General features: G+C 69.1%; 19 protein-coding genes. 13 read left to right on the forward strand and 6 right to left on the reverse strand.

Annotated features, from left to right (window positions below):
• The first annotated feature begins 4 nt into the window (after nt 1–4).
• From DES47_RS07505 to DES47_RS07520, 4 genes are all read left to right on the forward strand, one after another.
• Entirely contained in the window at nt 5–1,672 is a 1,668-nt protein-coding gene (locus DES47_RS07505) for a GMC family oxidoreductase (RefSeq protein ID WP_133700058.1), read from the forward strand.
• A gap of 214 nt (nt 1,673–1,886) precedes the next feature.
• Nucleotides 1,887–2,978: a porin gene (locus DES47_RS07510; RefSeq protein ID WP_133700059.1), complete on the forward strand. Its 1,092-nt coding sequence runs from the start codon at nt 1,887–1,889 to the stop codon at nt 2,976–2,978.
• A 186-nt stretch (nt 2,979–3,164) separates the two neighbouring features.
• The gene (locus DES47_RS07515; protein WP_133700060.1) at nt 3,165–3,320 is read left to right on the forward strand and encodes a DUF3096 domain-containing protein; all 156 of its coding nucleotides are present in this window, start codon (nt 3,165–3,167) and stop codon (nt 3,318–3,320) included.
• A gap of 101 nt (nt 3,321–3,421) precedes the next feature.
• On the forward strand, nt 3,422–6,928 hold the full coding sequence (locus DES47_RS07520; RefSeq protein WP_133700061.1) for a P-loop NTPase fold protein: 3,507 nt from the start codon (nt 3,422–3,424) through the stop codon (nt 6,926–6,928).
• Here DES47_RS07520 and DES47_RS07525 read toward each other — a convergent pair whose 3' ends face one another.
• Complete coding sequence (locus DES47_RS07525; RefSeq protein ID WP_133700062.1) at nt 6,929–8,308, reverse strand: leucyl aminopeptidase family protein; 1,380 nt, start codon at nt 8,306–8,308, stop codon at nt 6,929–6,931. It lies immediately after the preceding gene.
• Nucleotides 8,309–8,483: 175 nt separating this feature from the next.
• On the opposite strand from DES47_RS07525, the gene DES47_RS07530 reads away from it, so the two are divergent.
• The 8 genes from DES47_RS07530 to DES47_RS07565 all read left to right on the forward strand — a co-directional run bounded on the left by DES47_RS07530 (nt 8,484) and on the right by DES47_RS07565 (nt 17,800).
• Nucleotides 8,484–9,497 (forward strand): sulfate ABC transporter substrate-binding protein, encoded by a 1,014-nt coding sequence (locus DES47_RS07530; RefSeq protein ID WP_133700063.1) that lies wholly within the window; start codon nt 8,484–8,486, stop codon nt 9,495–9,497.
• 25 nt (nt 9,498–9,522) lie between these two features.
• Nucleotides 9,523–10,107 carry an NADPH-dependent FMN reductase gene (ssuE, locus tag DES47_RS07535; protein WP_133700064.1) on the forward strand — a complete coding sequence of 195 codons (585 nt, stop codon included), beginning with the start codon at nt 9,523–9,525 and terminating at the stop codon, nt 10,105–10,107.
• A gap of 53 nt (nt 10,108–10,160) precedes the next feature.
• A complete protein-coding gene (locus DES47_RS07540) occupies nt 10,161–11,144 on the forward strand; it encodes a sulfonate ABC transporter substrate-binding protein (protein WP_208114933.1) in 984 nt (327 codons plus the stop codon).
• 14 nt (nt 11,145–11,158) lie between these two features.
• Entirely contained in the window at nt 11,159–12,169 is a 1,011-nt protein-coding gene (locus tag DES47_RS07545; RefSeq protein ID WP_133700066.1) for a sulfonate ABC transporter substrate-binding protein, read from the forward strand.
• A 27-nt stretch (nt 12,170–12,196) separates the two neighbouring features.
• Complete coding sequence (gene ssuD / locus DES47_RS07550; protein WP_133700067.1) at nt 12,197–13,375, forward strand: FMNH2-dependent alkanesulfonate monooxygenase; 1,179 nt, start codon at nt 12,197–12,199, stop codon at nt 13,373–13,375.
• A 13-nt stretch (nt 13,376–13,388) separates the two neighbouring features.
• The gene (gene ssuC / locus DES47_RS07555; protein WP_133700068.1) at nt 13,389–14,171 is read left to right on the forward strand and encodes an aliphatic sulfonate ABC transporter permease SsuC; all 783 of its coding nucleotides are present in this window, start codon (nt 13,389–13,391) and stop codon (nt 14,169–14,171) included.
• 11 nt (nt 14,172–14,182) lie between these two features.
• Nucleotides 14,183–15,070, forward strand: coding sequence for an ATP-binding cassette domain-containing protein (locus tag DES47_RS07560; RefSeq protein ID WP_133700069.1), 888 nt, complete (start codon nt 14,183–14,185; stop codon nt 15,068–15,070).
• A gap of 99 nt (nt 15,071–15,169) precedes the next feature.
• Nucleotides 15,170–17,800 carry a serine/threonine-protein kinase gene (locus DES47_RS07565; RefSeq protein WP_133700070.1) on the forward strand — a complete coding sequence of 877 codons (2,631 nt, stop codon included), beginning with the start codon at nt 15,170–15,172 and terminating at the stop codon, nt 17,798–17,800.
• Here the strand turns inward: DES47_RS07565 and DES47_RS07570 are convergent.
• The 3 genes from DES47_RS07570 to DES47_RS07580 all read right to left on the reverse strand — a co-directional run bounded on the left by DES47_RS07570 (nt 17,797) and on the right by DES47_RS07580 (nt 20,571).
• Complete coding sequence (locus DES47_RS07570; protein WP_166651898.1) at nt 17,797–19,167, reverse strand: MATE family efflux transporter; 1,371 nt, start codon at nt 19,165–19,167, stop codon at nt 17,797–17,799. The two genes, DES47_RS07565 and DES47_RS07570, sit on opposite strands and share 4 nt — an antisense overlap.
• A gap of 4 nt (nt 19,168–19,171) precedes the next feature.
• Entirely contained in the window at nt 19,172–19,879 is a 708-nt protein-coding gene (locus DES47_RS07575) for an SDR family oxidoreductase (protein ID WP_133700072.1), read from the reverse strand.
• 92 nt (nt 19,880–19,971) lie between these two features.
• Nucleotides 19,972–20,571, reverse strand: a complete 600-nt coding sequence (locus tag DES47_RS07580) for a TetR/AcrR family transcriptional regulator (protein WP_133700073.1) — start codon at nt 20,569–20,571, stop codon at nt 19,972–19,974.
• Between the two features lie 112 nt (nt 20,572–20,683).
• On the opposite strand from DES47_RS07580, the gene DES47_RS07585 reads away from it, so the two are divergent.
• Nucleotides 20,684–21,250 carry a histidine phosphatase family protein gene (locus tag DES47_RS07585; protein WP_133700074.1) on the forward strand — a complete coding sequence of 189 codons (567 nt, stop codon included), beginning with the start codon at nt 20,684–20,686 and terminating at the stop codon, nt 21,248–21,250.
• Between the two features lie 7 nt (nt 21,251–21,257).
• On the opposite strand, the gene DES47_RS07590 is transcribed toward DES47_RS07585, so the two are convergent.
• Together DES47_RS07590 and DES47_RS07595 are read right to left on the reverse strand one after the other, a co-directional pair.
• Nucleotides 21,258–21,617 carry a hypothetical protein gene (locus DES47_RS07590; RefSeq protein WP_133700075.1) on the reverse strand — a complete coding sequence of 120 codons (360 nt, stop codon included), beginning with the start codon at nt 21,615–21,617 and terminating at the stop codon, nt 21,258–21,260.
• Nucleotides 21,618–21,700: 83 nt separating this feature from the next.
• Entirely contained in the window at nt 21,701–22,372 is a 672-nt protein-coding gene (locus DES47_RS07595) for an NBR1-Ig-like domain-containing protein (protein ID WP_133700076.1), read from the reverse strand.
• Nucleotides 22,373–22,650: the final 278 nt, after the last annotated feature.

A 22,650-nucleotide genomic window follows, 5' to 3' on the forward strand; every position in this document is an offset into this window, starting at 1 on the left:
GCCGATGAGCAATCCCGCGTTCGACTACATCATCATTGGTGCCGGCACCGCCGGCAGCCTGCTCGCCAACCGCCTGACCGCCGACGCCTCCAAGCGCGTGCTGCTGATCGAGGCCGGCGGCAAGGACGACTACCACTGGATACACATTCCGGTCGGCTATCTGTACTGCATAGGCAACCCGCGCACCGACTGGCTCTACAACACCGAGCCCGACGCCGGCCTGAACGGCCGCAGCCTGCGCTACCCGCGCGGCAAGGTGCTGGGCGGCTGCTCCAGCATCAACGGCATGATCTATATGCGCGGCCAGGCCCGCGACTACGACGGCTGGGCCGAAGCCACCGGCGATGCCAGCTGGCGCTGGGAGCATTGCCTGCCCGCCTTCATGAAACACGAGGACCACTGGCGGCTCGACAAACCCGACGGCCAGGGCGCCGCGTTCGCGGCCACCCACGGCCATGGCGGCGAGTGGCGCGTGGAGAAGCAGCGCCTGCGCTGGGACGTGCTCGATGCCTTTGCCGCCGCCGCCACCCAGGCCGGCGTGCCCGCCACAGCTGACTTCAACAGCGGCAACAACGAGGGCGTCGGCTACTTCGAGGTCAACCAGAAGGGTGGCCTGCGCTGGAACACGGCCAAGGCCTTTCTGCGTCCCAAGGCCTTCGGCCGGCCCAACTTCGAGCTGTGGACCGGCACCCAGGTCAGCCGCCTGCTGCTGGAGCGCGACGAGAGCGATGGGCCGGGCGCGCTGCGCTGCACCGGCGTGGCCGCGCACACGCCGCATGGGCCCGAGGAGATCAAGCTCAAGCCCGGCGGCGAGGTCTTGCTGTGCGCCGGTGCGGTCGGTTCGCCGCAGATCCTGCAGCTGTCGGGCATAGGCCCGGCCGCGCATCTGCAGTCGCTGGGCATTGAGGTGCTGCAGGACCTGCCCGGCGTCGGTGCCAATCTGCAGGACCACCTGCAGATACGCGCGGTGTTCAAGGTGCAGGGCACCAGGACCTTGAACACGCTGGCCAACAGCCTCTTCGGCAAGGCGATGATCGGGCTGGAATACGCACTCAAGCGCAGCGGGCCGATGAGCATGGCGCCCTCGCAGCTGGGGGCCTTCACGCGCAGCAGCCCGGGCAAGACCTGGCCCGATCTGGAGTACCACGTGCAGCCCTTGTCACTGGACGCCTTCGGCGAGCCGCTGCATGGCTTCAATGCCTTCACCGCCAGCGTCTGCAATCTGAACCCGACCAGCCGCGGCACGGTGCTGCTGCGCACGGCAGACTACCGCGACGCGCCGGCCATTTCGCCGAACTACCTCAGCACAGAAGAGGACCGGAAGATCGCCGCCGAAAGCCTGCGCCTGACGCGCCGCATCGTTGCCCAGCCGGCGCTGCAGCGCTACCAGCCGGAAGAGCACAAGCCCGGCTTGCAATACCAGAGCGACGAGGAGCTGGCCCGCCTGGCCGGCGACATCGCCACCACCATCTTCCACCCGGTCGGCACCTGCAAGATGGGCCGCGCCGACGACGCGATGGCGGTGGTCGACAGCCGGCTGCGCGTGCGCGGTGTTGCCGCCCTGCGCGTGGTCGATGCCAGCGTGATGCCGACCATCACCAGCGGCAACACCAATTCGCCAACGCTGATGATTGCCGAGCGTGCGGCGGGGTGGTTGCGGGCGGGGGAGTAGGCCCGCCCCGGCCGGACCTCTTCACGCTGCGCGCAGAGCGCCCACTGATTCTTGTCGATTCCGGAACGCTGCGTTGCGCGAAGCCGGGCTTTCTAGGTGCAAACCCGCCCCCAGTTGGGAGCCATGACCCCAGCCGCTCGCGGCGCGGGTCGGGGCCGCCGGACCACAAGCCGGCGGTGTGGATTGCACTTCGCTAGCAAGCAGGAATCACGACATGTCTCGCAACAAAAACATCCTCTCGGCCGTGGCCGCCGCTGCCGCCTTGGCAGCCTCCTCCTCCGCCGTGTTGGCACAGACCTCGGGCAGCCAGGTCATCTTGTACGGCGTGGTCGACGCCAACGTCCAGGTGCTCGACGGCGCCAGCACGGTGACCCGTGTGCAGTCCGGCGGCCTGCAGGGCTCGCGCTTCGGCCTGCGCGGCACGGAAGACCTGGGCGGCGGTCTGCGCGCCTTCTTCACCCTGGAGAGCGGCATCAATCTCGACGAGGGCACCAACGGCCAGGGCGCGTTCTGGGGCCGCCAGGCCTTTGTCGGCCTGGGCACGCCCTATGGCCAGCTGAGCCTGGGCCGCCAGTACGGCAGCATCTACACCCTGTCCAGCGACTTCAGCCAGTTCGCCAACACCCCGTACGGCGCCAGCACGGCGGTGATCGGCGGCTTTAGCGGCTATGAGCCGGTGCGTGGCAGCGATGCCTCGGGCGCCCTCAACGGCGGGCCGGCGCGCGTCAACAACTCGGTCAAGTTCGAGAGCGTCAATTACAACGGGTTCAAGGCCGGCGCGCTGGTGGGCCTCGGTGAAGTCGCCGGCGGGACCAAGCAAACCCGCGTCGGTGACATCTACGCCCGCTATACCCAGGGCGGTGTCGATGCGATGGTGTCGTATGTGACCGACAAGAAGGCCGCGGTCAATCTGGATGTGCAGACCCTGTCGGCGGCCGGGGCCTACAGCTTCGACGCCTTCCGCGTCGTGGCCGGGGTGATCTCGGTCGATGACCGCTCGCTGGCCAATGCCGATGGCACCGGCTACTGGCTGGGTGGTGACTACCGTCTGGGCCACCACACGTTCAAGACCCAGTATGTCGAGAGCAAGCGCAAGAACGGCCTCGAGGGCAAGACCCAAGCGCTGGGTGTGGGCTACCAGTTCGACCTGTCCAAGCGCACGGCGCTGTACTCGTCGCTGACCCGCTTCAAGAACGATGGCGTGGGCTACACCGCCCGCATTGCCAGCTCGGTGCCGGCCGGTCTGACCAGCGGCGGCGAGCGCAATATCACCGAGTTCGTCGGTGGCATCCGCCACAGCTTCTGATACGCCGCAGGGCAAGAACCGGGGCCGGGTCGCAAGACCTGGCCCCTTTTTCGGTGATGCCGCGTAGGCGCTGTACTACAGCCGATGGCGATCCAGGCCGCTGTTCGCGTGGCGGGGCAGACCTCACACTCGGCCCACCTGAGGCCACGGCCCCCCTGCGCCCGGCCTTGAACTGGAAGAAAAGCCATGAACCTCCATCTGAGTCTGACCCCACTGCTGTCCCTGCTCGCCGGCATCCTGATCTTGATCATGCCCAAGCTGCTGAACTTCATTGTCGCCATCTACCTGATTGCGATCGGTCTGGTCGGCCTGTTCGGTGCGGGAGCGATACGGTTCAACTAGGACCGCACCAGGCTCCCTATCTTGAAGGATGACGGTGCGGCGACATCGGTCGCACACTGAGGTGCAGCGCGTCCACCCTGCGCGCCGGGGAGCCGCAAGCTGTGAATGCACCGATCCGCCATGCCTGGCTGTTCCAGTACAAGGACCGCGAGCCGGGCTCGGGCCGCCACGATCAGGACAATGACCAGAGCACGCCGACCGACTGGCCGGTGCAGCGCTGGGCAGCGGAGATGCGGCCCGGCGACTTGGTGTTCTTATGGCAGACCACCGACAAGGGCGGGCTGCGCGGCTGGGGTGAGATTGCGCGCATCGACAGCCCGGAGGAGCCGGTCAAGGGTCGCACGACGACCCGCGTGGTCGTCGATGAGCGGGTCTGGTTGGGCCGGCCCATCCCGCGCAGCGAGGTGGTCAGGTCCGGCGCCCTGGAGGGCAATCTGCTGCTGCGCGCCCCGCAGGGCACGACGTTCCGCATCTCGCCCGATGAGGCACGCAATCTGGCCGAGCTGCTGCCCGAACGCCGCCAGCCCTCGTTGGAAGGGCTGACCGAGCACAGGCCCGTGGCCCCGGCGCTGCCGCCGCAATGGTGGCAGGGCCTGCTGCAGCGTCTGGGCGTCAGCGGGGCCAGCCCTGCGGGCGAGTTGCTGCTGCGCCTGGCGGCCGAGCCGGCGCCGGGGCTGCCGGGTGATATCTCCACCACCTGCCTGCTGCTGGCGCTGTACAAGCTGGCCTTGGAGCAGCAGACCGAGCCCGGTCTGCAGGCCTTGCATCGTCTGTTGAGTACCGATACCCAGCTGGCCCAGGGGCTGGATCGGCTGCACCAGGCCTATCTGGCCGAGCGGTCGGGGGAGGGGCTCGGCGGCAGCAGCATTGGTGCGACCGACAACGCCTGGGCGCTGCTGAGGAGGGCGATCGAGATCGACCAAGCCTGGCATGGCGATGGCAGGCTGAGCGCCGATGCGGTGCTGGCCGCCGTGTTGCGCACCGGCCGGGGCCGGCTGCTGGGCCGACTCAAGGAGCAGGGTCTGGAGCTGGCCCGGATGCGCGCCGGTCTGCTGGCGGCCATCAACGATCCGGCGCAGCGCCAGGCCTGGCGCCAGGTCTGGGGCGAGGCATCGCCAGAGTCCTCGCAGGCCGCCTCGTCCGAGCCCGTGGCTCAGGCCCCGCCTCCACCGTCGCTGGGCCAGGGCGTAGCTCAGCACGGCAATGACGATCCCGGTGCGCCGGGCCTTGACGATGCACTGGGGGCACAGGACGAGGCCGAGGCCTTCGCGCGGCTGATCGCCTCCTGTCATCTGGTGCCGCCGATGGCGGTGGGCGTGTTCGGTGACTGGGGCTCGGGCAAGTCCTTCTTCCTGCGGCTGGTGCATGACCATGTGAAGGGCCTGGCCGACGATGCCCGCCGGCAGGTCCATGCCGATATGTTCCACGCCGGCATCGTGCAGATACGCTTCAACGCCTGGCACTACGCCGATACCAATCTGTGGGCCAGCCTGGTCGACCACATCTTTGTCGAGCTGGACCAGTGGGCGCGCAGGCAGCAGCAGGGGGCCCAGGCCGAGCGCCTGTTTGATCAGCTGGTCACCGCCCGCGAGCTGACCCTCGACGCGGCCGAGCAACTGGTGCACCGGCGCAAGGAGCAGGGTCGGGCCGCGCAACAGCTGGGCGCGGCCGAACAAAAGCTGGAGGCGGCGCGGGGCCGGGCCGGCGGGGCGCCGCAGGTCTATTGGTCGGCGGTGTCGGCGGCATTCAAGGAGGCGCTGGGCGCCGATCCGGATGCACAGCGGCAGCTGAAGCGGGCGGCTGAGATTCTGGGCCTGCCGCAGGCCGGGCTGGACGCCGAAGCGCTGTCCGAGGCGATGCAGTCCCTGGGTCAGCAGGCGCAGCGCGGCCAGTTGGTGACGGCCGGTGTACTGCGCCAGGCCGGTGGCCGCTGGGCGCCGCTGCTGCTGCTGCTGGGCTGTCTGGCCGTGCCTGCGGGCCTGCTGCTGCTGCGCGACGGACTGTCCGCCCTGCTTGCCTGGCCTGGGCTGGCCCAGCTCAACTCAGCGGTGCTGACGGTGTCGGGGGCGCTGGCCAGCGTGGCCGGCGCGCTGGGCCTGATGGCGCGCCGTGTGCACTCAGCCATCGATCAGGTTGAGCGGTTTCGTGGCCACCTCGACACCGCCGTCAGGAAGCAGGTCACCGCGCCGGCCAAGGAGGTCAAGCAGGCGCAGGACGAGTTCGCGCGGCTCAAGGCCGAGGTCGAGGAGGCCAAGGCCCAGCTGGCGGGCTCCAGCGAGCGGCTGGCCGAGGCCGAACGCGAATATGCCAGCGGCACCGGCCGTGGCCGCCTGATGCGCTTTGTGCGCGAGCGGGCGGTGAACGGTGACTACGCCAAGCACCAAGGCCTGGTGGCGACGGTGCGCAAGGACTTTGAGCAGCTGGCGGCCAATATGGGTTCGGTCGAACAGGACGGCGCGCGGGAGGCGGCGCAACGCAAGCTGTTCCGTCAGCGCATCGAGGCCCTGAAGCGCGAGGCCCTGCTGCCGGCCGGGCCGGACGGCGCACCGCCGCGTTCGCTGCTGACGGCCGATGAGCTGACCAAGCTCGACCGCAGCATCCAGGCCGTTGGTAGCCAGGACACACCGGTGTTCAAGCGCATCGTGCTCTATATCGACGACCTCGACCGGTGCGCCCCCGACAAGGTGGTCGACGTGCTGCAGGCCGTGCATCTGCTCTTGGGCTTTCCGCTGTTCGTGGTGCTGGTGGCGGTGGACGTGCGCTGGGTCAGCCGCGCCCTCGAGTGCCACTACCCGGCTATGCTGGGCGCGCCGCCGAGCATTCCACAGGCCAAGGCGGCGGCCAGTGCGCACGACTATCTGGAAAAGATTTTCCAGATTCCCTACTGGGTGCGACCGATGACGCCCGAGGCCAGCGTCGAGTTCCTGCGCAAGCGCAGCGAGGCGCCACAGGCGGAGGCTGGCGAAGCGGATGACCTGGCGGCCGAGGATGCGGCGAAAGAGGCGATAGCCCCGGAAACGATGTACGTCACGGCCCCGCGGGAAGACGAGCCTGGCATCTCGCCGGCAGTCGTCAATGTGGCCGAGACCGCACGGTTCGATAGCGAAGCCGAGGCCGACACCGACCTCAGGAAAGCCGCCGAAATCGCAAGCAGCCCGGCACCCGTGTTCAGCCTCGACTTCAGCGAAGCCGAGCGCGACTTCATTGCCAAGCTGGCGCCCTTTGTCGGCGCCTCACCGCGGCGTGCGCTGCGCTTTCTGAACGTCTATCGCGTCATGAAGTCCAGTCTCGGCGATCAGGATCTGGCCCTGCTGATGGCGTCCCAGGGTCATCTGGCGCTGATGACCCAGGTGGCAGTGATCACCGGTGCGCCCGGCCTGCTGCGCGAGTGGGCGGCGGCGCTGCGCCAGGCCGACGACGCGGCAGGTCTGCAGGGCCTGCGCGACACGCTGGCCGGGCTGGACTGGACCACGCGGCCTGTCGATGGCGCCAACTTGATGGGCGCGCTGGCGGCCCTGGCAGCCGAGCCGCTGCCGGCGAACCATTCACTGTTGCAGGGCCTGCGCCGCCATGCCGATCTGGCCCAGCGCTACAGCTTCACCGGCTGATCAAGAGGCGCTGAAGCGCTGCTCCAGATAGGCCAGCAGGGTGCGCACCGTCTGCGCCTCGCCGCCGACGGGGCGGCCGGCGCGGGCGCCGTCGTTCCAGGCGAACAGGTCCACGTGCAGCCAGTCGATCGACTCGGGCACGAAGTATTCGAGGAACAGCGCGGCATTGATGGCGCCGCCCAGCGCGTTCTTGCCGGTGTTGACGATGTCGGCGATGGTGCTTTCGATGCCGGGGCGGTAGGGATGCCACAGCGGCATATGCCACAGCGGATCGTCGAGCTTGAGGCCCAGATCGACCAGCTCGCGGGCCAGCTCGGAGCGGTTGCTGAACAGCGCCGGCAGCTGGCTGCCCAGGGCCACGCGGGCGGCGCCGGTGAGGGTGGCCATGTCAATCATCAGCTCGGGTGACTGCTCGGCGCCATAGGCCAGCGCGTCGCAGAGGATGACGCGGCCCTCGGCGTCGGTGTTGCCGATCTCGATGTGCAGGCCCTGGCGGGTCTTGATCACATCGCCGGGCCGGTAGGCATTGCCGGCGATGGCGTTCTCCACCGCGGGGATCAGCACCTGCAGCCGCACCGGTAGCTTGAAGGCCATCACCAGGGCGGCCAGGCCGAGCGCATTGGCGGCGCCGCCCATGTCCTTCTTCATCTGGCGCATGCCCTCGGCGCCCTTGATGTCCAGACCGCCGGTGTCGAAACACACGCCCTTGCCGACGATGGTCAGCTTCGGGTGTTTCGGCTTGCCCCAGTTCAGCTCGATCAGCCGTGGCGCGCGGGTGGCGGCGCGGCCCACCGCGTGAATGGCCGGGAAGTTCTGCTTCAGCAGCGCATCGCCAACGATCTGCTTGAACGTCGCGCCATGCTGCCTGGCCACCGCCTGCGCCGCCTCGGCCAGCTCGGCCGGGCCCATGTGCTCGGCCGGGGTGTTGACCAGGTCGCGGGTGGCGCAGGTCGCCGTGGCAAGGGCCAGGCCGCGCTGCGCGTCGGCGCTGGAGACCATCTGCAGCACAGCGGCCGGGCGCTTGCGCGGCTTGTACAGATCGAACTGGTAGCTGCCCAGCTCCCAGGAGAGGGCGGCCTGCTCGGCGCCCAGTTGCAGGCCTTCGGCGGCCAGCTTGTAGTTGCCCTCGGGCAGCGCGCCGGGCAGGGCGGCCAGCGCGAACGGCGCCGCGTCATGCTCGACGCCGGCCAGCACCGAGGCCAGCTTGCCATCGGCACCTGGGATCAGCGCGAAGGTATCAGGCGCGCCCTTGAAGCCGACGGTGGCCAGCCAGTTGCGGCTGGCTTCCGGCAGGGTGAGCATCAGTTCGGTCAGGCCGGTGCGTGTCACCAGGGTGATGGGAGTGGCGCTGGCGCCGGGTTTCTTCAGCTGAACGGTCATGGTCTTGTCCTTGGGCGCTATGGATGGGCGCAAGGCTCGATTCTCGCCGACACCCTAGGCCCCACCCGTGCGCCCAGCGCCCTGGATTGCAATGCACATTTTCTTGGTTCACGGCCGGGCGGGGCTTTTCTACAGTCCAGTCACCCCCTCATCCATTGACCGACAGCTCCCGACCATGAAACTGATTCGACGCCATCTTCCATTGCTAGCCGCCCTGGCCCTGTCGCTTGCCGCCCCGCTGGCGCTGGCGCAGACCACCCTGCTCAACGTCTCCTACGACCCGACCCGCGAGCTCTACCAGGACTTCAACGCCGCCTTCGCCAAGCACTGGAAGGCCAAAACCGGCGAGACGGTGACGATCAAGCAGTCGCACGGCGGCTCGGGCAAGCAGGCGCGCTCGGTGATCGACGGCCTGGAGGCCGATGTCGTCACCCTGGCCCTGGCCTATGACGTGGACGCGCTGCATGACAAGGCCAAGCTGATCCCGGCCGACTGGCAGAAGCGGCTGCCGCAGAACGCCTCGCCCTACACCTCGACCATCGTGTTCCTGGTGCGCAAGGGCAACCCCAAGGGCATCACCAACTGGCCGGACCTGGCGCGCTCGGGCATCGACGTGATCACGCCCAACCCCAAGACCTCGGGCGGCGCCCGCTGGAACTATCTCGCTGCCTGGGCCTACGCCTTGCAGCAGCCCGGCGGCAATGCCGACAGCGCCAAGGCCTTTGTGAAGCGCATCTATGCCAATACCAAGGTGCTGGACTCGGGCGCCCGCGGCTCGACCACAACCTTCGTCGAGCGCGGCATCGGCGATGTGCTGATCGCCTGGGAAAACGAGGCCTATCTGGCCGTCAAGGAGCTGGGCCCGGACAAGTTCCAGATCGTCACGCCGGCCATCTCCATCCTGGCCGAGCCGCCGGTCAGCGTGGTCGACAAGGTGGCCGACAAGCGCGGCACGCGCAAGGTGGCCACCGCCTACCTCGAGTATCTGTACAGCCCCGAGGGCCAGGACATTGCCGGCAAGCATTACTACCGTCCGCGCGATCCCAAGGTCGCCGCCAAGTACGCCAAGCAGTTCGCCCCTGTGAAGCTGTTCAGCATCGACGACAGCTTCGGCGGCTGGGCCAAGGCGCAGAAGACCCACTTCGATGACGGTGGCGTGTTCGACCAGATCTACACCCCCGGCCGCTGAACTCAAGCCCGCACGAGACAACACCATGAGCCTGCTGCTGATTGCCGCCAGTCCCACCGCCGCCTCGCGTTCGGCCGCGCTGCTGAGCGCCACCGGGGAACGCCTGGTCCATCTGGGCCTGGCACCTGAGACGCTGCGGCTGCGCGAGCTGCCGGCGCAGGCACTGCTGCTGGCCGACGCACAGCAGGCGCAGATCCGCGAGGCCTTGCAGCAGGTGGCCCAGGCCCGCGCCATCGTGCTGGCCACGCCCATCTACAAGGCGGCCTACAGCGGCCTGCTGAAGGTGTTCCTGGATCTGCTGCCGCAGGACGGCCTGCGCGGCAAGACGATTCTGCCCTTGGCCACCGGCGGCAGCCTGGCCCATCTGCTGGCGCTGGACTATGCGCTGAAGCCGGTGCTGTCGGCGCTCGGTGCGCGTGACATCCTCGATCCCATCTATGCCACCGATGCGCACCTGCCGCGCGTTGACGGCAGTTACGGCCTTGACGCCGGCATAGGCCGACGCCTCGGCGAGGCCAGCCAGGAGCTGCATGAACGGCTCACGCAAACGCCGCGTACTTCAAGCACTAGAGCCGAAATTACGCTACTTGCCGAGCGATGTAACGCCTGAGTGCAACGCCAAACCTGTCCCGCATCCTTCTTTGCATCAAAGGATCCATCACCATGTCTTTGTTCACTCATCCCGGCCTGCGCCGCCGCCGCCTCAATGCGGTCCTGGCCGCCTTCGCAGCGCTGTCCCTGTCCGGCACCGCGCTGGCGCAGAAGAAGGAAGAAACGCTGCGCATCGGCTATCAGAAGTACGGCACGCTGACGTTGCTGAAGGCGCGCGGCGACCTGGAGAAGCGGCTGGCGCCGCAGGGCATTGCTGTCAAGTGGACCGAGTTCCCGGCCGGGCCGCAGCTGCTGGAGGGCCTGAACGTCGGCGCGATCGACTTCGGCACCGTCGGCGAGGCGCCGCCCATCTTCGCCCAGGCGGCCGGTGCCGATCTGGTCTACGTGGCCAACCAGCCGCCGGCGCCCACGGCCGAGGCGGTGGTGGTGCCCAAGGACTCGGCGATCAAGACGGTGGCCGATCTGAAGGGCAGGAAGGTGGCGCTGAACAAGGGCTCCAACGTCCACTTCCTGCTGGTCAAGCTGCTGGAGAAGGCGGGCCTGAAGTACGCCGATGTGCAGACCGTGTTCCTGCCGCCGGCCGACGCCCGCGCCGCCTTCGAGAAGGGCGCCGTCGATGCCTGGGTGATCTGGGACCCCTTCCTGGCCGCCGCCGAGAAGCAGATCGGCGCCCGCGTGCTGGCCGATGGCAAGGGCGTGGTCGCCAACCATCAGTTCTACCTGGCCGCCCGGCCCTATGCCGACCGCCGCCCGGACGTGGTGCAGGCCATCATCGACGAACTGGCCCGGCTGGACCGCTGGGCCGATGGCAAGCACAGGGAGGTGGCGCAACAACTGGCCCCGCAGCTGGGCCTGGACCTGGCGGTGACCGAGCTGGCGGCGCAACGCTTCTCGTACGGCATCAAGCCGATCTCGCCGCTGGTGGCGGCGGAGCAGCAGAAGATTGCCGACGTGTTCTTCGAGCTGAAGCTGATACCGAAGGCGATCCGCATCTCCGACGCTCTGCCTAGCGGCGTGAAGACGGCCAGCAACTGAGGGAGGACCTGAACATGAGCAACGACAGCGGATACGGCTTCGGCGCGGGCAGGCGCAGCCTGCTGCAGGCGGCGGTGGCGGGCCTGGCCCTGCTGCTGGCCAAGGCCAGCCCGGCTACGGCCAAGACCGAAGAGCCCGTACCGGCCCAGCTGCGCATCGGCTTTCAGAAGAGCGCGGTCAATCTGGTGATCTTGAAGAGCCAGGCAGTGCTGGAGAAGAAGTACCCGAACACCAAGGTCAGCTGGGTGGATTTTCCGGCCGGTCCGCAGCTGCTGGAGGCGCTGGCGGCCGGCAGCCTGGACTTCGGCCTCACCGGCGACTCGCCGCCGGTGTTTGCCCAGGCCGCCGGCAAGGACCTGGTCTATGTCGGCGTCGAGCCGCCCAAGCCTTTGAGCACCGGGATTCTGGTCAAGCCGAACTCGCCGCTGCGCACGCTGGCCGACCTGAAGGGCCGCCGCATCGGTCTGCAGAAGGGCTCCAGCTCGCAGTACGTGCTGCTGCGCGCGGTGGACCAGGCCGGCCTGCAGTGGAGCGATATCAACCCGGTCTATCTGACGCCGGCCGACGCGCGGGCCGCGTTCGAGCGCGGTGCCATCGACGCCTGGGTGATCTGGGACCCGTTCTATGCCGCCACCGAACTGGACGTTGCGCCCCGCGTGCTGGCCACCGGCGAGGGCCTGTCGGGCAACAACTCCTTCTATCTGGCCTCACGCCCGTTCGCCCAGAACCATCCGCAGACGGTGCTGGCCATGCTGGCCGAGCTGAGCCGTGCCAACGACTACTGGCAGGCGAATCGCAAGGAGACGGCGCAGTACTTGTCGGACTACAGCGGCCTGAGCCTGGCCACGGTGCACCTGTTGCTGTCACGCCGGCCGTCGAGCCCGGTCACGCCGGTCGGGGCCAAGGTGGTGGCCGACCAGCAGCGCGTGGCCGACGCCTTTGCCCGCATCGGCCTGATCCCGAAGCCGGTGCGAGTGGCGGAGATCGTCTGGCAGCCGTCCGGCGCACGCCTGGCCAAGACCTGACCCCTTTGAGTGCTTGAGGACACGATCATGAAGATTCTCTGGTTCATTCCCACCCATGGCGATTCGCGCTACCTTGGCACGTCCAAGGGCGGCCGCGTTGCCGACCTGGCCTATTTCAAGCAGATCGCCATCGCCGCCGATGCCCTGGGCTACGAGGGCGTGCTCCTGCCCACCGGGCGCAGCTGCGAGGATTCCTGGATCGTCGCGGCCAGCCTGATCGATGCGACGCGGCGGCTCAAGTTCCTGGTCGCCTTGCGGCCGGGTCTGGTGCAGCCAGCCCAGTCGGCGCGCATGGCCGCCACCCTGGATCGCCTGTCCGGCGGGCGGCTGTTGCTGAACCTGGTCACCGGCGGCGATGCGGAGGAGCTGGCCGGCGATGGGCTGTTCCTGCCGCATGAGCGGCGCTACGAGCTGTCCACCGAGTTCCTGACCATCTGGCGGGAGTTGCTGGCGCGCAGCCATGACGGGCATTCCTATGACTTCGACGGCGAGCACTTGCAAGTCAAAGGCGCCAAGCTGCTCTACCCGCCGGTCGGCAAGCCCTATCCGCCGTTGTTCTTCGGCGGCTCGTCGGAAGAGGCCCATGAGCTGGCCGCGCAGCAGCTGGACACCTATCTGACCTGGGGCGAGCCGCTGCCCGCGGTGGCCGCCAAGGTGGCGGACATCAGGCAGCGCGCCGCCAAGTACGGCCGGACCTTGAGCTTCGGCATCCGCCTCCATGTGATCGTGCGCGAGACGGAGGAGAAGGCCTGGGCCGCGGCCGAGGAGCTGGTCTCGCATCTGGACGAGGCCACCGTCGAGGCCGCGCAGAAGAAGTTCGCCAAGATGGACTCGGTCGGCCAGCGCCGTATGGCCGAGCTGAACAAGGGCAGGTACAACAAGAACAATATCCGCGAGGGGCTGGAGATTGCGCCCAATCTGTGGGCCGGCGTGGGCCTGGTGCGCGGTGGCGCGGGCACGGCCCTGGTCGGCGACCCGCAGCAGGTGGCCGACCGCATCAAGGAGTACGCCGCCTTGGGCCTGGAGTACTTCGTGTTGTCCGGTTATCCGCATCTGGAGGAGGCGCATCGCTTTGCCGAACTGGTGTTCCCGCTGCTGCCGCTGGAGCTGCGCGACAAGCTGCAGACCCCGGCGCTGACCGGGCCTTTCGGCGAGATCGTCGCCAACCACTACGCGCCGCCTGCCAAGGCCCTGGCCGCCAGCTGAAAGGGGTCAGGACATGACAACCCCATCTGCGCGCTGGCGCCAGCGCGCCCTGCCCTGGCTGGTGCCGGTGCTGATACTCACCGTCTGGCAGACGCTGTCGCAGGCCGGCTGGCTGTCCACCCGCGTGCTGCCCGAGCCCTGGGCGGTGCTGAAGGCGGCCTGGGGCCTGTCGGCCTCGGGCGAGCTGTGGCGCCATGTGGCGGTCAGCGCGGGGCGCGCCATCTCCGGCTTCGTCGTCGGCGGCAGCCTGGCCCTGGGCCTGGGCCTGCTGACCGGCTCGGTCAAATGGGCCGAGACGCTGCTCGACTCGACCCTGCAGATGGTGCGCAATGTGCCGCCGCTGGCCTTGATTCCGCTGGTCATCCTGTGGTTCGGCATCGATGAATCGGCCAAGCTCTTCCTGGTCTCGCTGGGCGTGTTCTTTCCGATCTATCTGAACACCTTCCACGGCATACGCTCGGTCGACAAGGGCCTGATCGAGATGGCGCGCAGCTACGGCCTCGGCGGCTGGCAGCTCTACCGCCAGGTCATCCTGCCCGGCGCCACCGCGTCCATCCTGGTCGGCGTGCGCTTCTCGCTGGGCCTGATGTGGGTGATCCTGATCGTCGCCGAGACGGTGTCTGCACAGGCCGGCATCGGCTATATGACGATGAATGCGCGCGAGTTTCTGCAGACCGATGTGGTGCTGCTGGGCATCCTGCTCTACGCGCTGCTGGGCAAGCTGGCCGACCTGCTGGCCCGCGGCCTGGAGCGTGGCTGGCTGCGCTGGCACCCCGGCTATCAAACGCAATCATGAGGAGGAGTTTCATGCACACCACCGAACTGGATGTCCTGAACCTGGGTGCCTCGGCACCGGTGCCGCGCGCGCTGCGGGTCGAGCGGCCGACTGTCGTTGCCCGTGCTGCACACAAGCCGGGGGGCGTGGCGCTGCAAATCCAGGGCCTGAGCAAGGCCTTTGCCGGCCGCAGCGTGCTGCAGGCGCTGGATCTGAGCGTGGCGCCGGGCGAGTTCGTTGCCATCGTCGGCCGCAGCGGCTGCGGCAAGAGCACGCTGCTGCGACTGATCGCCAGGCTCGATGCAAGCGACACCGGCCGAATCCTGCTCGACGGTGTGGCGGGCAGCGACGTGCGCAGCAGCACTCGCTTCATGTTCCAGGATGCCCGCCTCCTGCCCTGGAAGCGCGTGCTCGACAACATCGCCATCGGTCTGACGGGACCGGACGCCAAGGACCGCGCCCGCGAGGCCCTGGCCCAGGTCGGCCTGGAAGATCGCGCCAATGACTGGCCAGCGGTGCTGTCTGGCGGCCAGCGCCAGCGCGTGGCCCTGGCCCGCGCGCTGGTCCATGCGCCGCGCCTGCTGCTGCTGGACGAGCCGCTGGGCGCGCTGGACGCACTGACCCGCATCGAGATGCAGCGCCTGATCGAGCAGCTGTGGCGCCACCACCGCTTCACCGCCCTGCTGGTGACCCACGACGTGGCCGAGGCGGTGGCCCTGGCCGACCGCGTGCTGCTGATCGAGGACCGGCGCATCAGCCTCGACGAGCGCGTGCATCTGCCGCACCCGCGTTCGCGCGGCCAGGCGGCCTTTGCGGCGCTGGAGGAGCGCATCCTGGACCGGGTGCTGCAGCAGCCGGAGCGCCAGACTGCGCCCGTCGAGGCGCTGCCGACGTTGCAGGGCTTGCGCTGGGCGATCTAGGAGGCTGTCGGGCTTGGGGTCGGGCCCCAAGCCCGACAGCCTCCTAGCAGAGGGACTTACGCCAATTGCATCACCGAGGCGGCGCCCGACAATCGGTGGATGCCTCAACACAGCTCCCCCGCCGACTGGTCTGCCGTCAAGACCCTGTTCGAGCAAGCCCTGGCCCTGCCCGCCGCAGAGCGGGGGGCCTTTGTTGCGAATGCACAAGCCGATGCCGCTGTGTGCGCCGAGGTGCTGTCGCTGCTGGCCCATCATGGCGCCAGCACCGGCACTGGCGAAGCGGCATTTCTGGCGTCTCCCGCAGCGCGGTTGATGAGTGAGGGCGCGGCCCGCACCGGCCAGCGTCTGGGTGCCTGGGAGATCGTGCGGCCGCTGGGCGCCGGGGGCATGGGCGAGGTGTTCGAGGCACGCCGGGCCGATGGGCAATACGAGGGCCGCGCGGCGATCAAGCTGCTCAAGCGAGGCATGGACTCCGCCGCCGTGCTGCAGCGTTTTGCGCTGGAGCGCCAGGCGCTGGCGCGGCTGCAGCATCCGCATATCGCCGGCCTGCTGGACGCGGGCCTCAGCGACGACGGCCAGCCCTTCTTCGTGATGGCCTATGTCGATGGCCTGCCGCTGGACGCAGCGATGGCGGGTCGCTCGCTGAAGGAGCGGCTGGCGTTGTTCCTGCAACTGGCCGATGCGGTGGCCTATGCCCACCGCAGCCTGCTGGTGCACCGCGACCTGAAGCCCGGCAATGTGCTGGTCACGCCCGAGGGCCAGGTCATGCTGCTGGACTTCGGCATTGCCAAGCTGCTCGACCCCGGAGAGGGCCTGGACGCTGACCAGACCTCCGCCGCCGCCCGCCCGTTCACCCCGAACTACGCCAGCCCCGAGCAGGTGCGTGGCGAGGCGGTGACCACCGCCACCGACATCTACAGCCTGGGCGTGCTGCTGTACCTGATGCTGACCGGTGTGCGACCCTACGGGCGCGACAGCACCTCCGCCCAGGAGGCCGCGCGCAGCGTGCTGGAGGACGAGCCGACGCGGCCCAGCAGCCTGTCGCCCGAGCTGGTGACCGACCCCGCCTGGCTGAGCAGGCGCCGCCAGCTCCAGGGGGATCTGGACAACATCCTGCTGAAGGCGCTGGACAAGCGCATAGCGCAGCGCTACGCCAGCGTCGACGCACTGGCCGCAGACGTTCGCGCCCATCTGGATGGCCGGCCGGTGTCGGCCCGTCCGGCGTCCGTCGGCTATCTGGCGGCCAAGTTCGTGCAGCGCCATCGCGGCGCCAGCGCCGGTGCCGTCGCCGCTGTGTTGGCCCTGCTGCTGGGCCTGGCTGGCACCAGTTGGCAGGCCCATGCTGCGCGCGTGGCCGAGCAATCGGCCGAGGCGCGGCTGGCGCAGATCCAGGAGCTCTTGCGCAACATCGTCAGCCAGCATGCGCAGGCCATCAGCAATCTGCCCGGGGGCTCGGTGGTGCGCGAGGCGATGCTGACCGAGGCGACGAAGAACCTGGAGCAGCTGGCCGCCCAGCCCGGCCAGCCGCGCGAGACCCAGGCGGTGCTGGGCAGCGCGCTGTCGCGGCTGGCCGATGCGCAGGGCAATGTGAACGGCATGAACACCGGCAAGAACGCCGAGGCCAAGACCCATGCCGAGGCGGCGCTACGTGCCTTCGAAGCCGCGGCGCTGACCCCGGCCGACAAGGTCGAGCACTTGATCGCGCAGGCCTCGGCCCACAAGACGCTGGGCCGACTGGCGCGCAGCGCCGGCCAGCCCGCCGATGCACTGGCACAGTTCAGGCGGGCGGAGCAGGGTTTGCGGCCGGCACTGCAGCTGCAGCCGGACAACGCCGAGTTGCGGCTGGCACTGGCCTATGTGATGGGCGAGATCGGCCAGACCTACGATACCCAGAACCTGCCCAATCTGAATCAGCGCGACCCGGCGCTGGCCGCCTTCGCCGAGGCCAGGCGCCTGTTCGAGAGCCTGGCCCGCGATACCCCGGCCGCCGATGTGCTGATGCGGCACTCGATGATGCTGGGCACCGAGGCAGTCGTCTATGACAAGCATGACGAGCTCGATGCCTCGATTGGCCGGCTGCGCGAAGCGGCCAGGGTGGGCGCCGAGGCGGTGCGCATCAGCGATCCACCGGACACCGGCCGGCAGTGGAGCCTGGCCCTGGTTCAGCACAATCTGGGTGAGGCGCTGAGCCGGCAGGGTGACACGGCCGCCGCCGAGGCGGTGATGACCGAGGCCTGGCGCCTGGTCGATCAGCTGCTGCGCGACAACCCGGGCAATGCCTCCTGGCAGCCGCGCCGCACGCTGTTCAGCCTGGGTCTGGGCCGCGCGCAGGCCGCCAACGGCCACTGCCAGCCCGCCGCCGCGCTGTTGCAGCCGCTGATCGCCCGCTGGGCCGAGGCCAAGGACGCCAATGCCCAGCGGCGTCGCGGCCTGGCCTTGATGTCGCTGGCCCAATGCGCGCAGGCTGCTGGCAACAAGGCTTTAGCACGCCCGCAGGCCGCCGAGGCCCAGGCCACATTCGCGCGCCTGGCGAGTGCCGAGACGCCCTCACCTCGCCTGCTGCTGATCTACGAGGCCAGGGCCCTCGGCGTGATGGCGGCCAGCGCCACCAGCAGGGCCGAGGCCGCCGAGCTGAAGCAGCGGGCCGAGACCCGCTTCGCCCAGGCCGCCGCGATCAGCCCGCTGGCCTCGGACGACCGGCGCTCGCGCGAGGCTGTGGCCAGGATCTAGCGGCCCCAGCCGCCCAGCCGTAGCGCCCCGGCGATGATGGCCGCATAGACGGCCAGGCTCAGCGCGACGACGATGGAGAAGCCGCTGATCGGCAGCCGCAGCCAGTGCACGCAGGCCCAGCCGCCGACCGCCACGATCAACAGCCGGGCCAGGCTGCCGGCCAGCGGCCAGAACATTCGGCCCGCGCCCTGCGAGGCAAAGAACAGGGCCAGGCCCAGGCCGAAGAAGCCGTAGCAGCCGCCGACGATGTTCAGATAGCTGCCGCCGAACTCGCGCACGGCCGGGTCGGCGGTGAACAGATTCATCCACAGGCCGGGCGCCAGTGCCGCCGCCGCGCCAATGCCGCCGGTGATGGCCGCGACCAGGCCGCCGCCCAGCCAGGTCACGCGCAGCGCGCGGCCGGTCTGGCCGGCGCCCATATTGGTGGCCACCAGGGCCGTCAGCGCGGTGCCGAAGCCGAAGGCAATAGGCACCAGGATGTACTCCAGCCGCGCGGCCACGCCATAACCGGCCAGCGCCACCGTGCCATAGCTGCCGACCACGGCCGTGGCCACCGCGATCGAGGCATTGCTGATGACCGGGCTCAGCGAGGCCGGCAGACCGACGCGCAGGATCTCGCGCAGCAGATCGGGGCGCGGGCGCCAGGCCTGGCCGCGCAGCCGCACGGCGCCGTCGCGGCGCATCAGGTGATGGGCCATGACGAGGGCGGTCAGCGCATTGGCGCTCAGGCTGCTGATCGCCGCGCCGGCCACACCCAGGCCCGGCAGCGGGCCCCAGCCGAACACCAGCAGCGGGCACAGCAGCAGGTGGATGGCGGCCATCGTCAGCAGCATCAGCGAGGGCAGCAGCATATTGCCGGCGCCGCGCACGATGGCGGCCAGCACATTGGTCAGCCAGATCACCAGCGCGCCGCCGAACAGCACATTAGAGTAGGCCAGCGCGGCATCGAGCGCCGGGCCGGCGCCGCCCATGGCGGTGAAGATGCGAGACCCGAAGCCCAGCAGCGCGAGCATGAACAGCCCCGCCAGCAGCGCGGCGATCAGCAGCGCCTGCTGGGCCAGGCGGCTGGCATCGTCGCCACGGCCCGCGCCCAGCGCTCTTGCCACCGCGGCCGTGGTCGCGCCACCGATGCCGCCGGCCGACATCTGCATCATCAGCATGGACAGCGGGAACACCAGGGCCACGCCGGCCAGCGCATCGGCGCCGAGCCGGCCGAGGATGAAGCCGTCATAGCCAATCACCACCGTCATCGCGAGCAGGCCGACGATATTGGGCGTGGCCAGGCGTATCAGGGTGGGCAGCAGCGGCGCCTGCAGAATCTGCTGCGTGCGGGCGTTGACGGTGGGGCTCTGGGCGGCGGCGCTCATGGTGTCAACGCGCCAGCGCGTGCAGGTAGACGCCCGGCTCGGCCGACAGGCCGCGCTTGACCTGCTGGGTGATCTCATCGGCCAGCACCTCGTCGGCGCCCGCTTCCAGCGCATCGAGCGCGCGCCGCACCACCTCGTCGGGCGTGGTCTTGGGCATGTCCATGCCGCGGGTCAGATCGGTATCGACAAAGCCCATATGCATGGCCAGCACCTGGGTGCCCTGCGCGTGCAGCTCCTGGCGCAGTCCGTTGGTCAGCGACCAGGCGGCCGACTTGGTGGCGGCATAGGTGGCGAGAAACGGGCCGCTGATCCAGCTGGCGATCGACAGCACGTTCAGGATCGCGCCGCCGCCATTGGCCGCGAGCACCGGCGCGAAGCCCTGGCTGATACGCAGCGGGCCGAAGAAATTGGTCTCCATCTGGCGGCGGGCGGCCTCGATGCTGCCTTCGGCCAGATAGCCGCCGGTGGTGGCGATGCCGGCGTTGTTGATGATCAAGGTCACGTCGCCGGCGCGCTGCACGGCGGCGGCAACGTCGTCGGGGTTGGTGACATCGAGCCTTATCGCTTCCACGCCCGGCAGCGTGATGCTGGACGGGTCGCGGGCACCCGCGTAGACCTTGCGGGCGCCGCGGGCGAGCATCTCGCGGGCAAAGGCCAGGCCGATGCCGCGATTGGCGCCGGTGATCAGAACGGTGGCGTTGTCGAGTTTCATGATGCTGTTCCTGATGGGAGAGTGGTTGAATATGACGACCGTCATATTTCTGGCCGAAGGCCGCGGAAAAGTGCGGTGAGCCTGGCCATGGCTCAGTGAGACGGAAGGGTGGACACGGTGTCGTGCTGCTGCAGCAGCGCGCGACGGGTGGCGGCCAGCAGGGCCCGGCCCTCGGCGTTGTCGCCCAGCGACCGGGCCAGCTGCAGTGCGCCGGCCAGCTGGGCGGCGATCACGGCTGCACTGTCGGTGTCAGCCTCGGCCGGCAGGGCCCGGGCGACGGTGGCCATCAGGCCGCGCACCCGCCGGGCAGCAACCTCGCGCACCTCGGGGGCCTGGCGCGGCATCTCGGAGGCCAGCGCGGCCACCGGGCAGCCATGCTCGGTCGCGGCCAGATTGCCCTCGGCCAGATAGGCCTCGACCAGTTGGCGCAGGGGGCTGGCATCGACCAGCTGCTGGCTGGCGATGCGCCGCGCCAGGCCGGCCCCGGCATCCTGGCCGGCACGCTCCAGCGCCTCGCACAGCAGGGCGTCACGCGAGGCGAAATGGGCATAGAAGCCGCCGTGGGTCAGGCCGGCCTCCTTCATGATGTCGGCCACGCCCAGTCCCTGGAAACCGGTGCGGCGTATGGCACGCGCGGCGGTCTCGACGATGCGCTCGTGGGTCAGTTCCTTGCGGGTCAGGGGTGTGTCCATGGGCGCAATGTAGCTGAATATGATGACCATCATATTAGCGCGGGCAATTGACTAAGCACAGCAGAATGCACCCACTCAAATGCGCAAGACGAGGCACTCGATGGATTTCGTGATGACAGTCAGGACCTGGTGCGCCGGCCCGGCCCTCGTGGCGGCTGCCCTGCTGGCCGGATCGAGTGCCTGTGCCCAGGCCGACGCCGCCTGGCCCGCGCTGCAGGACGGCAGCATCGTGCTGTTCCGCCATGCCACGGCGCCCGGTGGGGGCGATCCGCCCGGCATGAAGCTGGGCGACTGCAGCACCCAGCGCAATCTGGATGAAGCCGGGCGCGCGCAGGCCAGGCGCCTGGGCGAGCAATTCCGCCAGCGTGGCATCAAGGTGACTGCGGTCCTGACCTCGCAGTGGTGCCGCACCCGCGACACCGCCGAGCTGGCCTTCCCGGGCCGGGCGCGCGAGGACAGCAACTTCAACTCCTTTTTCGGAGATCCGTCACGTCAGCCGGCACAAACCGCCGCCGCCCTGGCCCTGCTGCGCCAGTGGCGCGGCCCGGGCGTGCTGGTGGTGGTGACGCACCAGGTCAATATCAGCATGTTGACCGGCCTCGGTACCGCCTCCGGTGAAGGCGTGGTCGTGCGGCCCCAGGGCCAGGGCCTGGAAGTGCTGGGGCGTCTGGCGCCCTAGGCCCGCCTTAGCGCTTGCGCGGCAGGATCTGCGTCTGGGGGAAACCGTCGCTGGGCAGTTCGCCGGGCCCGGTGGCCCCGAAGATCGGCAGCGGCGCGGGGCCGGAGGCATGGGCCTGCGCCTCGGCGCGCTGGCTGCGTCGCTGGGCAGCCAAGCGCATCTCGGCCATCTCCTGCTGCAGCATCTCGATCTGTTTGCGCGCCTGCGCGGCCTGCTGGCTGGCTAGGTGGCGTGCGGCGTCAAGACGCTCCTTGTTCGACGCCGCGTCCTTGAGCTTGCGGCCGAACCACCAGTGCGCGCCCACCCAGGCCACGGCCGCCCCGACAAGGAAGGCCATCACCGTCATCACCCATTGCTGTGCGTCCATGATGCCAAGACCCTCCGTTTTTGCCGATTTGGTGTTTTGCTAATGTAGCGCTGGATGACCGATCTGGGCATCCCACAAAGAGGCTAGCGGAACTCCTGGGCGGCGGTGGCCAGGGTGCTGACATGGACCTTGACCCAGAGTCCACGCGCCGACGGAAAGCACAGCGTGCCGTCGGCGAACACCGACTTCCAGTACGACACCACGGTGCCAGGCATCTGCGGGGCCGTGAACTCGATGCTGATCTGCACCGTCTGCCCCGGCGCCGTGGGCGGCACGGCAATCAAGGTCGATGAGGGCAGCAGGTTGTCGGCGACGCGGACCTCCCTGCCGTCACGGGTGTAGACGACGATCTGCTCGTCCTGGCACTGCATGAAGCGGTCCGTCCAGGCCACCTTGCCGACGTTCTGCATCTCCCAGGTCTTGACGAAGCGCTGGCCCGGCAGAACCATCTCGCCGTCCGGAAAGCTCACGTCCCGCACGAAGGCGCTCTGGTCATCCTGGCGGGGCGAACCTCCCTGCGCGCCTATCGGTGGCGAGGGCTCGGCGTCGAACAGCAGGCGCAGCATGCGGATCGGATGAACCTGCAGCACCCGCGCCAGCGCGACCACCGTCGGCAGCGTGGGCAGCTTGCCGCCCACCTGGGTCAACGAGTGCACGGTCTGCCGGCTCAGCTTGGCCCGACGGCACAGCTCGGTGTTGGACAGGCCCAGTGCCTTGGCGCGGCTGCGCACATAGCTATCCAGCGTTTCGGTCATCGCATCTCTTGCCCAGGGCAGCGTCAGGGAGCGCCGCACCCCTGTGTTCGCGGGGGGCGGGCGGCGCAGCTTGTCCAGTGCATTGGACGAGGCCGATGATAGATTTGTTTCAACAAGCCAGACACCGTGGCTTCCCTGGGCTGCCCAGGCGAGGCCGAGACCGGTGACGCACGGGCGAGGGAGCAGCCATCAGCCAGTCAGCGCGGCCGCAGCGGCGAGCGCGTTGCCGTGCTGCGCCGCTTCTACGGCTGGGCCTGGCCTTGAAAACACGCGGCGTC

This window comes from Roseateles toxinivorans, assembly GCF_004362525.1.
Taxonomy (GTDB): domain Bacteria; phylum Pseudomonadota; class Gammaproteobacteria; order Burkholderiales; family Burkholderiaceae_C; genus Paucibacter; species Paucibacter toxinivorans.

Coding starts and splice junctions, on each gene's coding strand:
- DES47_RS07505 (WP_133700058.1), top strand. CDS start 5: ATGAGCAATCCCGCGTTCGACTACATCATCATTGGTGCCGGCACCGCC.
- DES47_RS07510 (WP_133700059.1), top strand. CDS start 1,887: ATGTCTCGCAACAAAAACATCCTCTCGGCCGTGGCCGCCGCTGCCGCC.
- DES47_RS07515 (WP_133700060.1), top strand. CDS start 3,165: ATGAACCTCCATCTGAGTCTGACCCCACTGCTGTCCCTGCTCGCCGGC.
- DES47_RS07525 (WP_133700062.1), bottom strand. CDS start 8,308: ATGACCGTTCAGCTGAAGAAACCCGGCGCCAGCGCCACTCCCATCACC.
- DES47_RS07530 (WP_133700063.1), top strand. CDS start 8,484: ATGAAACTGATTCGACGCCATCTTCCATTGCTAGCCGCCCTGGCCCTG.
- ssuE (WP_133700064.1), top strand. CDS start 9,523: ATGAGCCTGCTGCTGATTGCCGCCAGTCCCACCGCCGCCTCGCGTTCG.
- DES47_RS07540 (WP_208114933.1), top strand. CDS start 10,161: ATGTCTTTGTTCACTCATCCCGGCCTGCGCCGCCGCCGCCTCAATGCG.
- DES47_RS07545 (WP_133700066.1), top strand. CDS start 11,159: ATGAGCAACGACAGCGGATACGGCTTCGGCGCGGGCAGGCGCAGCCTG.
- ssuD (WP_133700067.1), top strand. CDS start 12,197: ATGAAGATTCTCTGGTTCATTCCCACCCATGGCGATTCGCGCTACCTT.
- ssuC (WP_133700068.1), top strand. CDS start 13,389: ATGACAACCCCATCTGCGCGCTGGCGCCAGCGCGCCCTGCCCTGGCTG.
- DES47_RS07560 (WP_133700069.1), top strand. CDS start 14,183: ATGCACACCACCGAACTGGATGTCCTGAACCTGGGTGCCTCGGCACCG.
- DES47_RS07565 (WP_133700070.1), top strand. CDS start 15,170: ATGCCTCAACACAGCTCCCCCGCCGACTGGTCTGCCGTCAAGACCCTG.
- DES47_RS07570 (WP_166651898.1), bottom strand. CDS start 19,167: ATGAGCGCCGCCGCCCAGAGCCCCACCGTCAACGCCCGCACGCAGCAG.
- DES47_RS07575 (WP_133700072.1), bottom strand. CDS start 19,879: ATGAAACTCGACAACGCCACCGTTCTGATCACCGGCGCCAATCGCGGC.
- DES47_RS07580 (WP_133700073.1), bottom strand. CDS start 20,571: ATGGACACACCCCTGACCCGCAAGGAACTGACCCACGAGCGCATCGTC.
- DES47_RS07585 (WP_133700074.1), top strand. CDS start 20,684: ATGACAGTCAGGACCTGGTGCGCCGGCCCGGCCCTCGTGGCGGCTGCC.
- DES47_RS07590 (WP_133700075.1), bottom strand. CDS start 21,617: ATGGACGCACAGCAATGGGTGATGACGGTGATGGCCTTCCTTGTCGGG.
- DES47_RS07595 (WP_133700076.1), bottom strand. CDS start 22,372: ATGACCGAAACGCTGGATAGCTATGTGCGCAGCCGCGCCAAGGCACTG.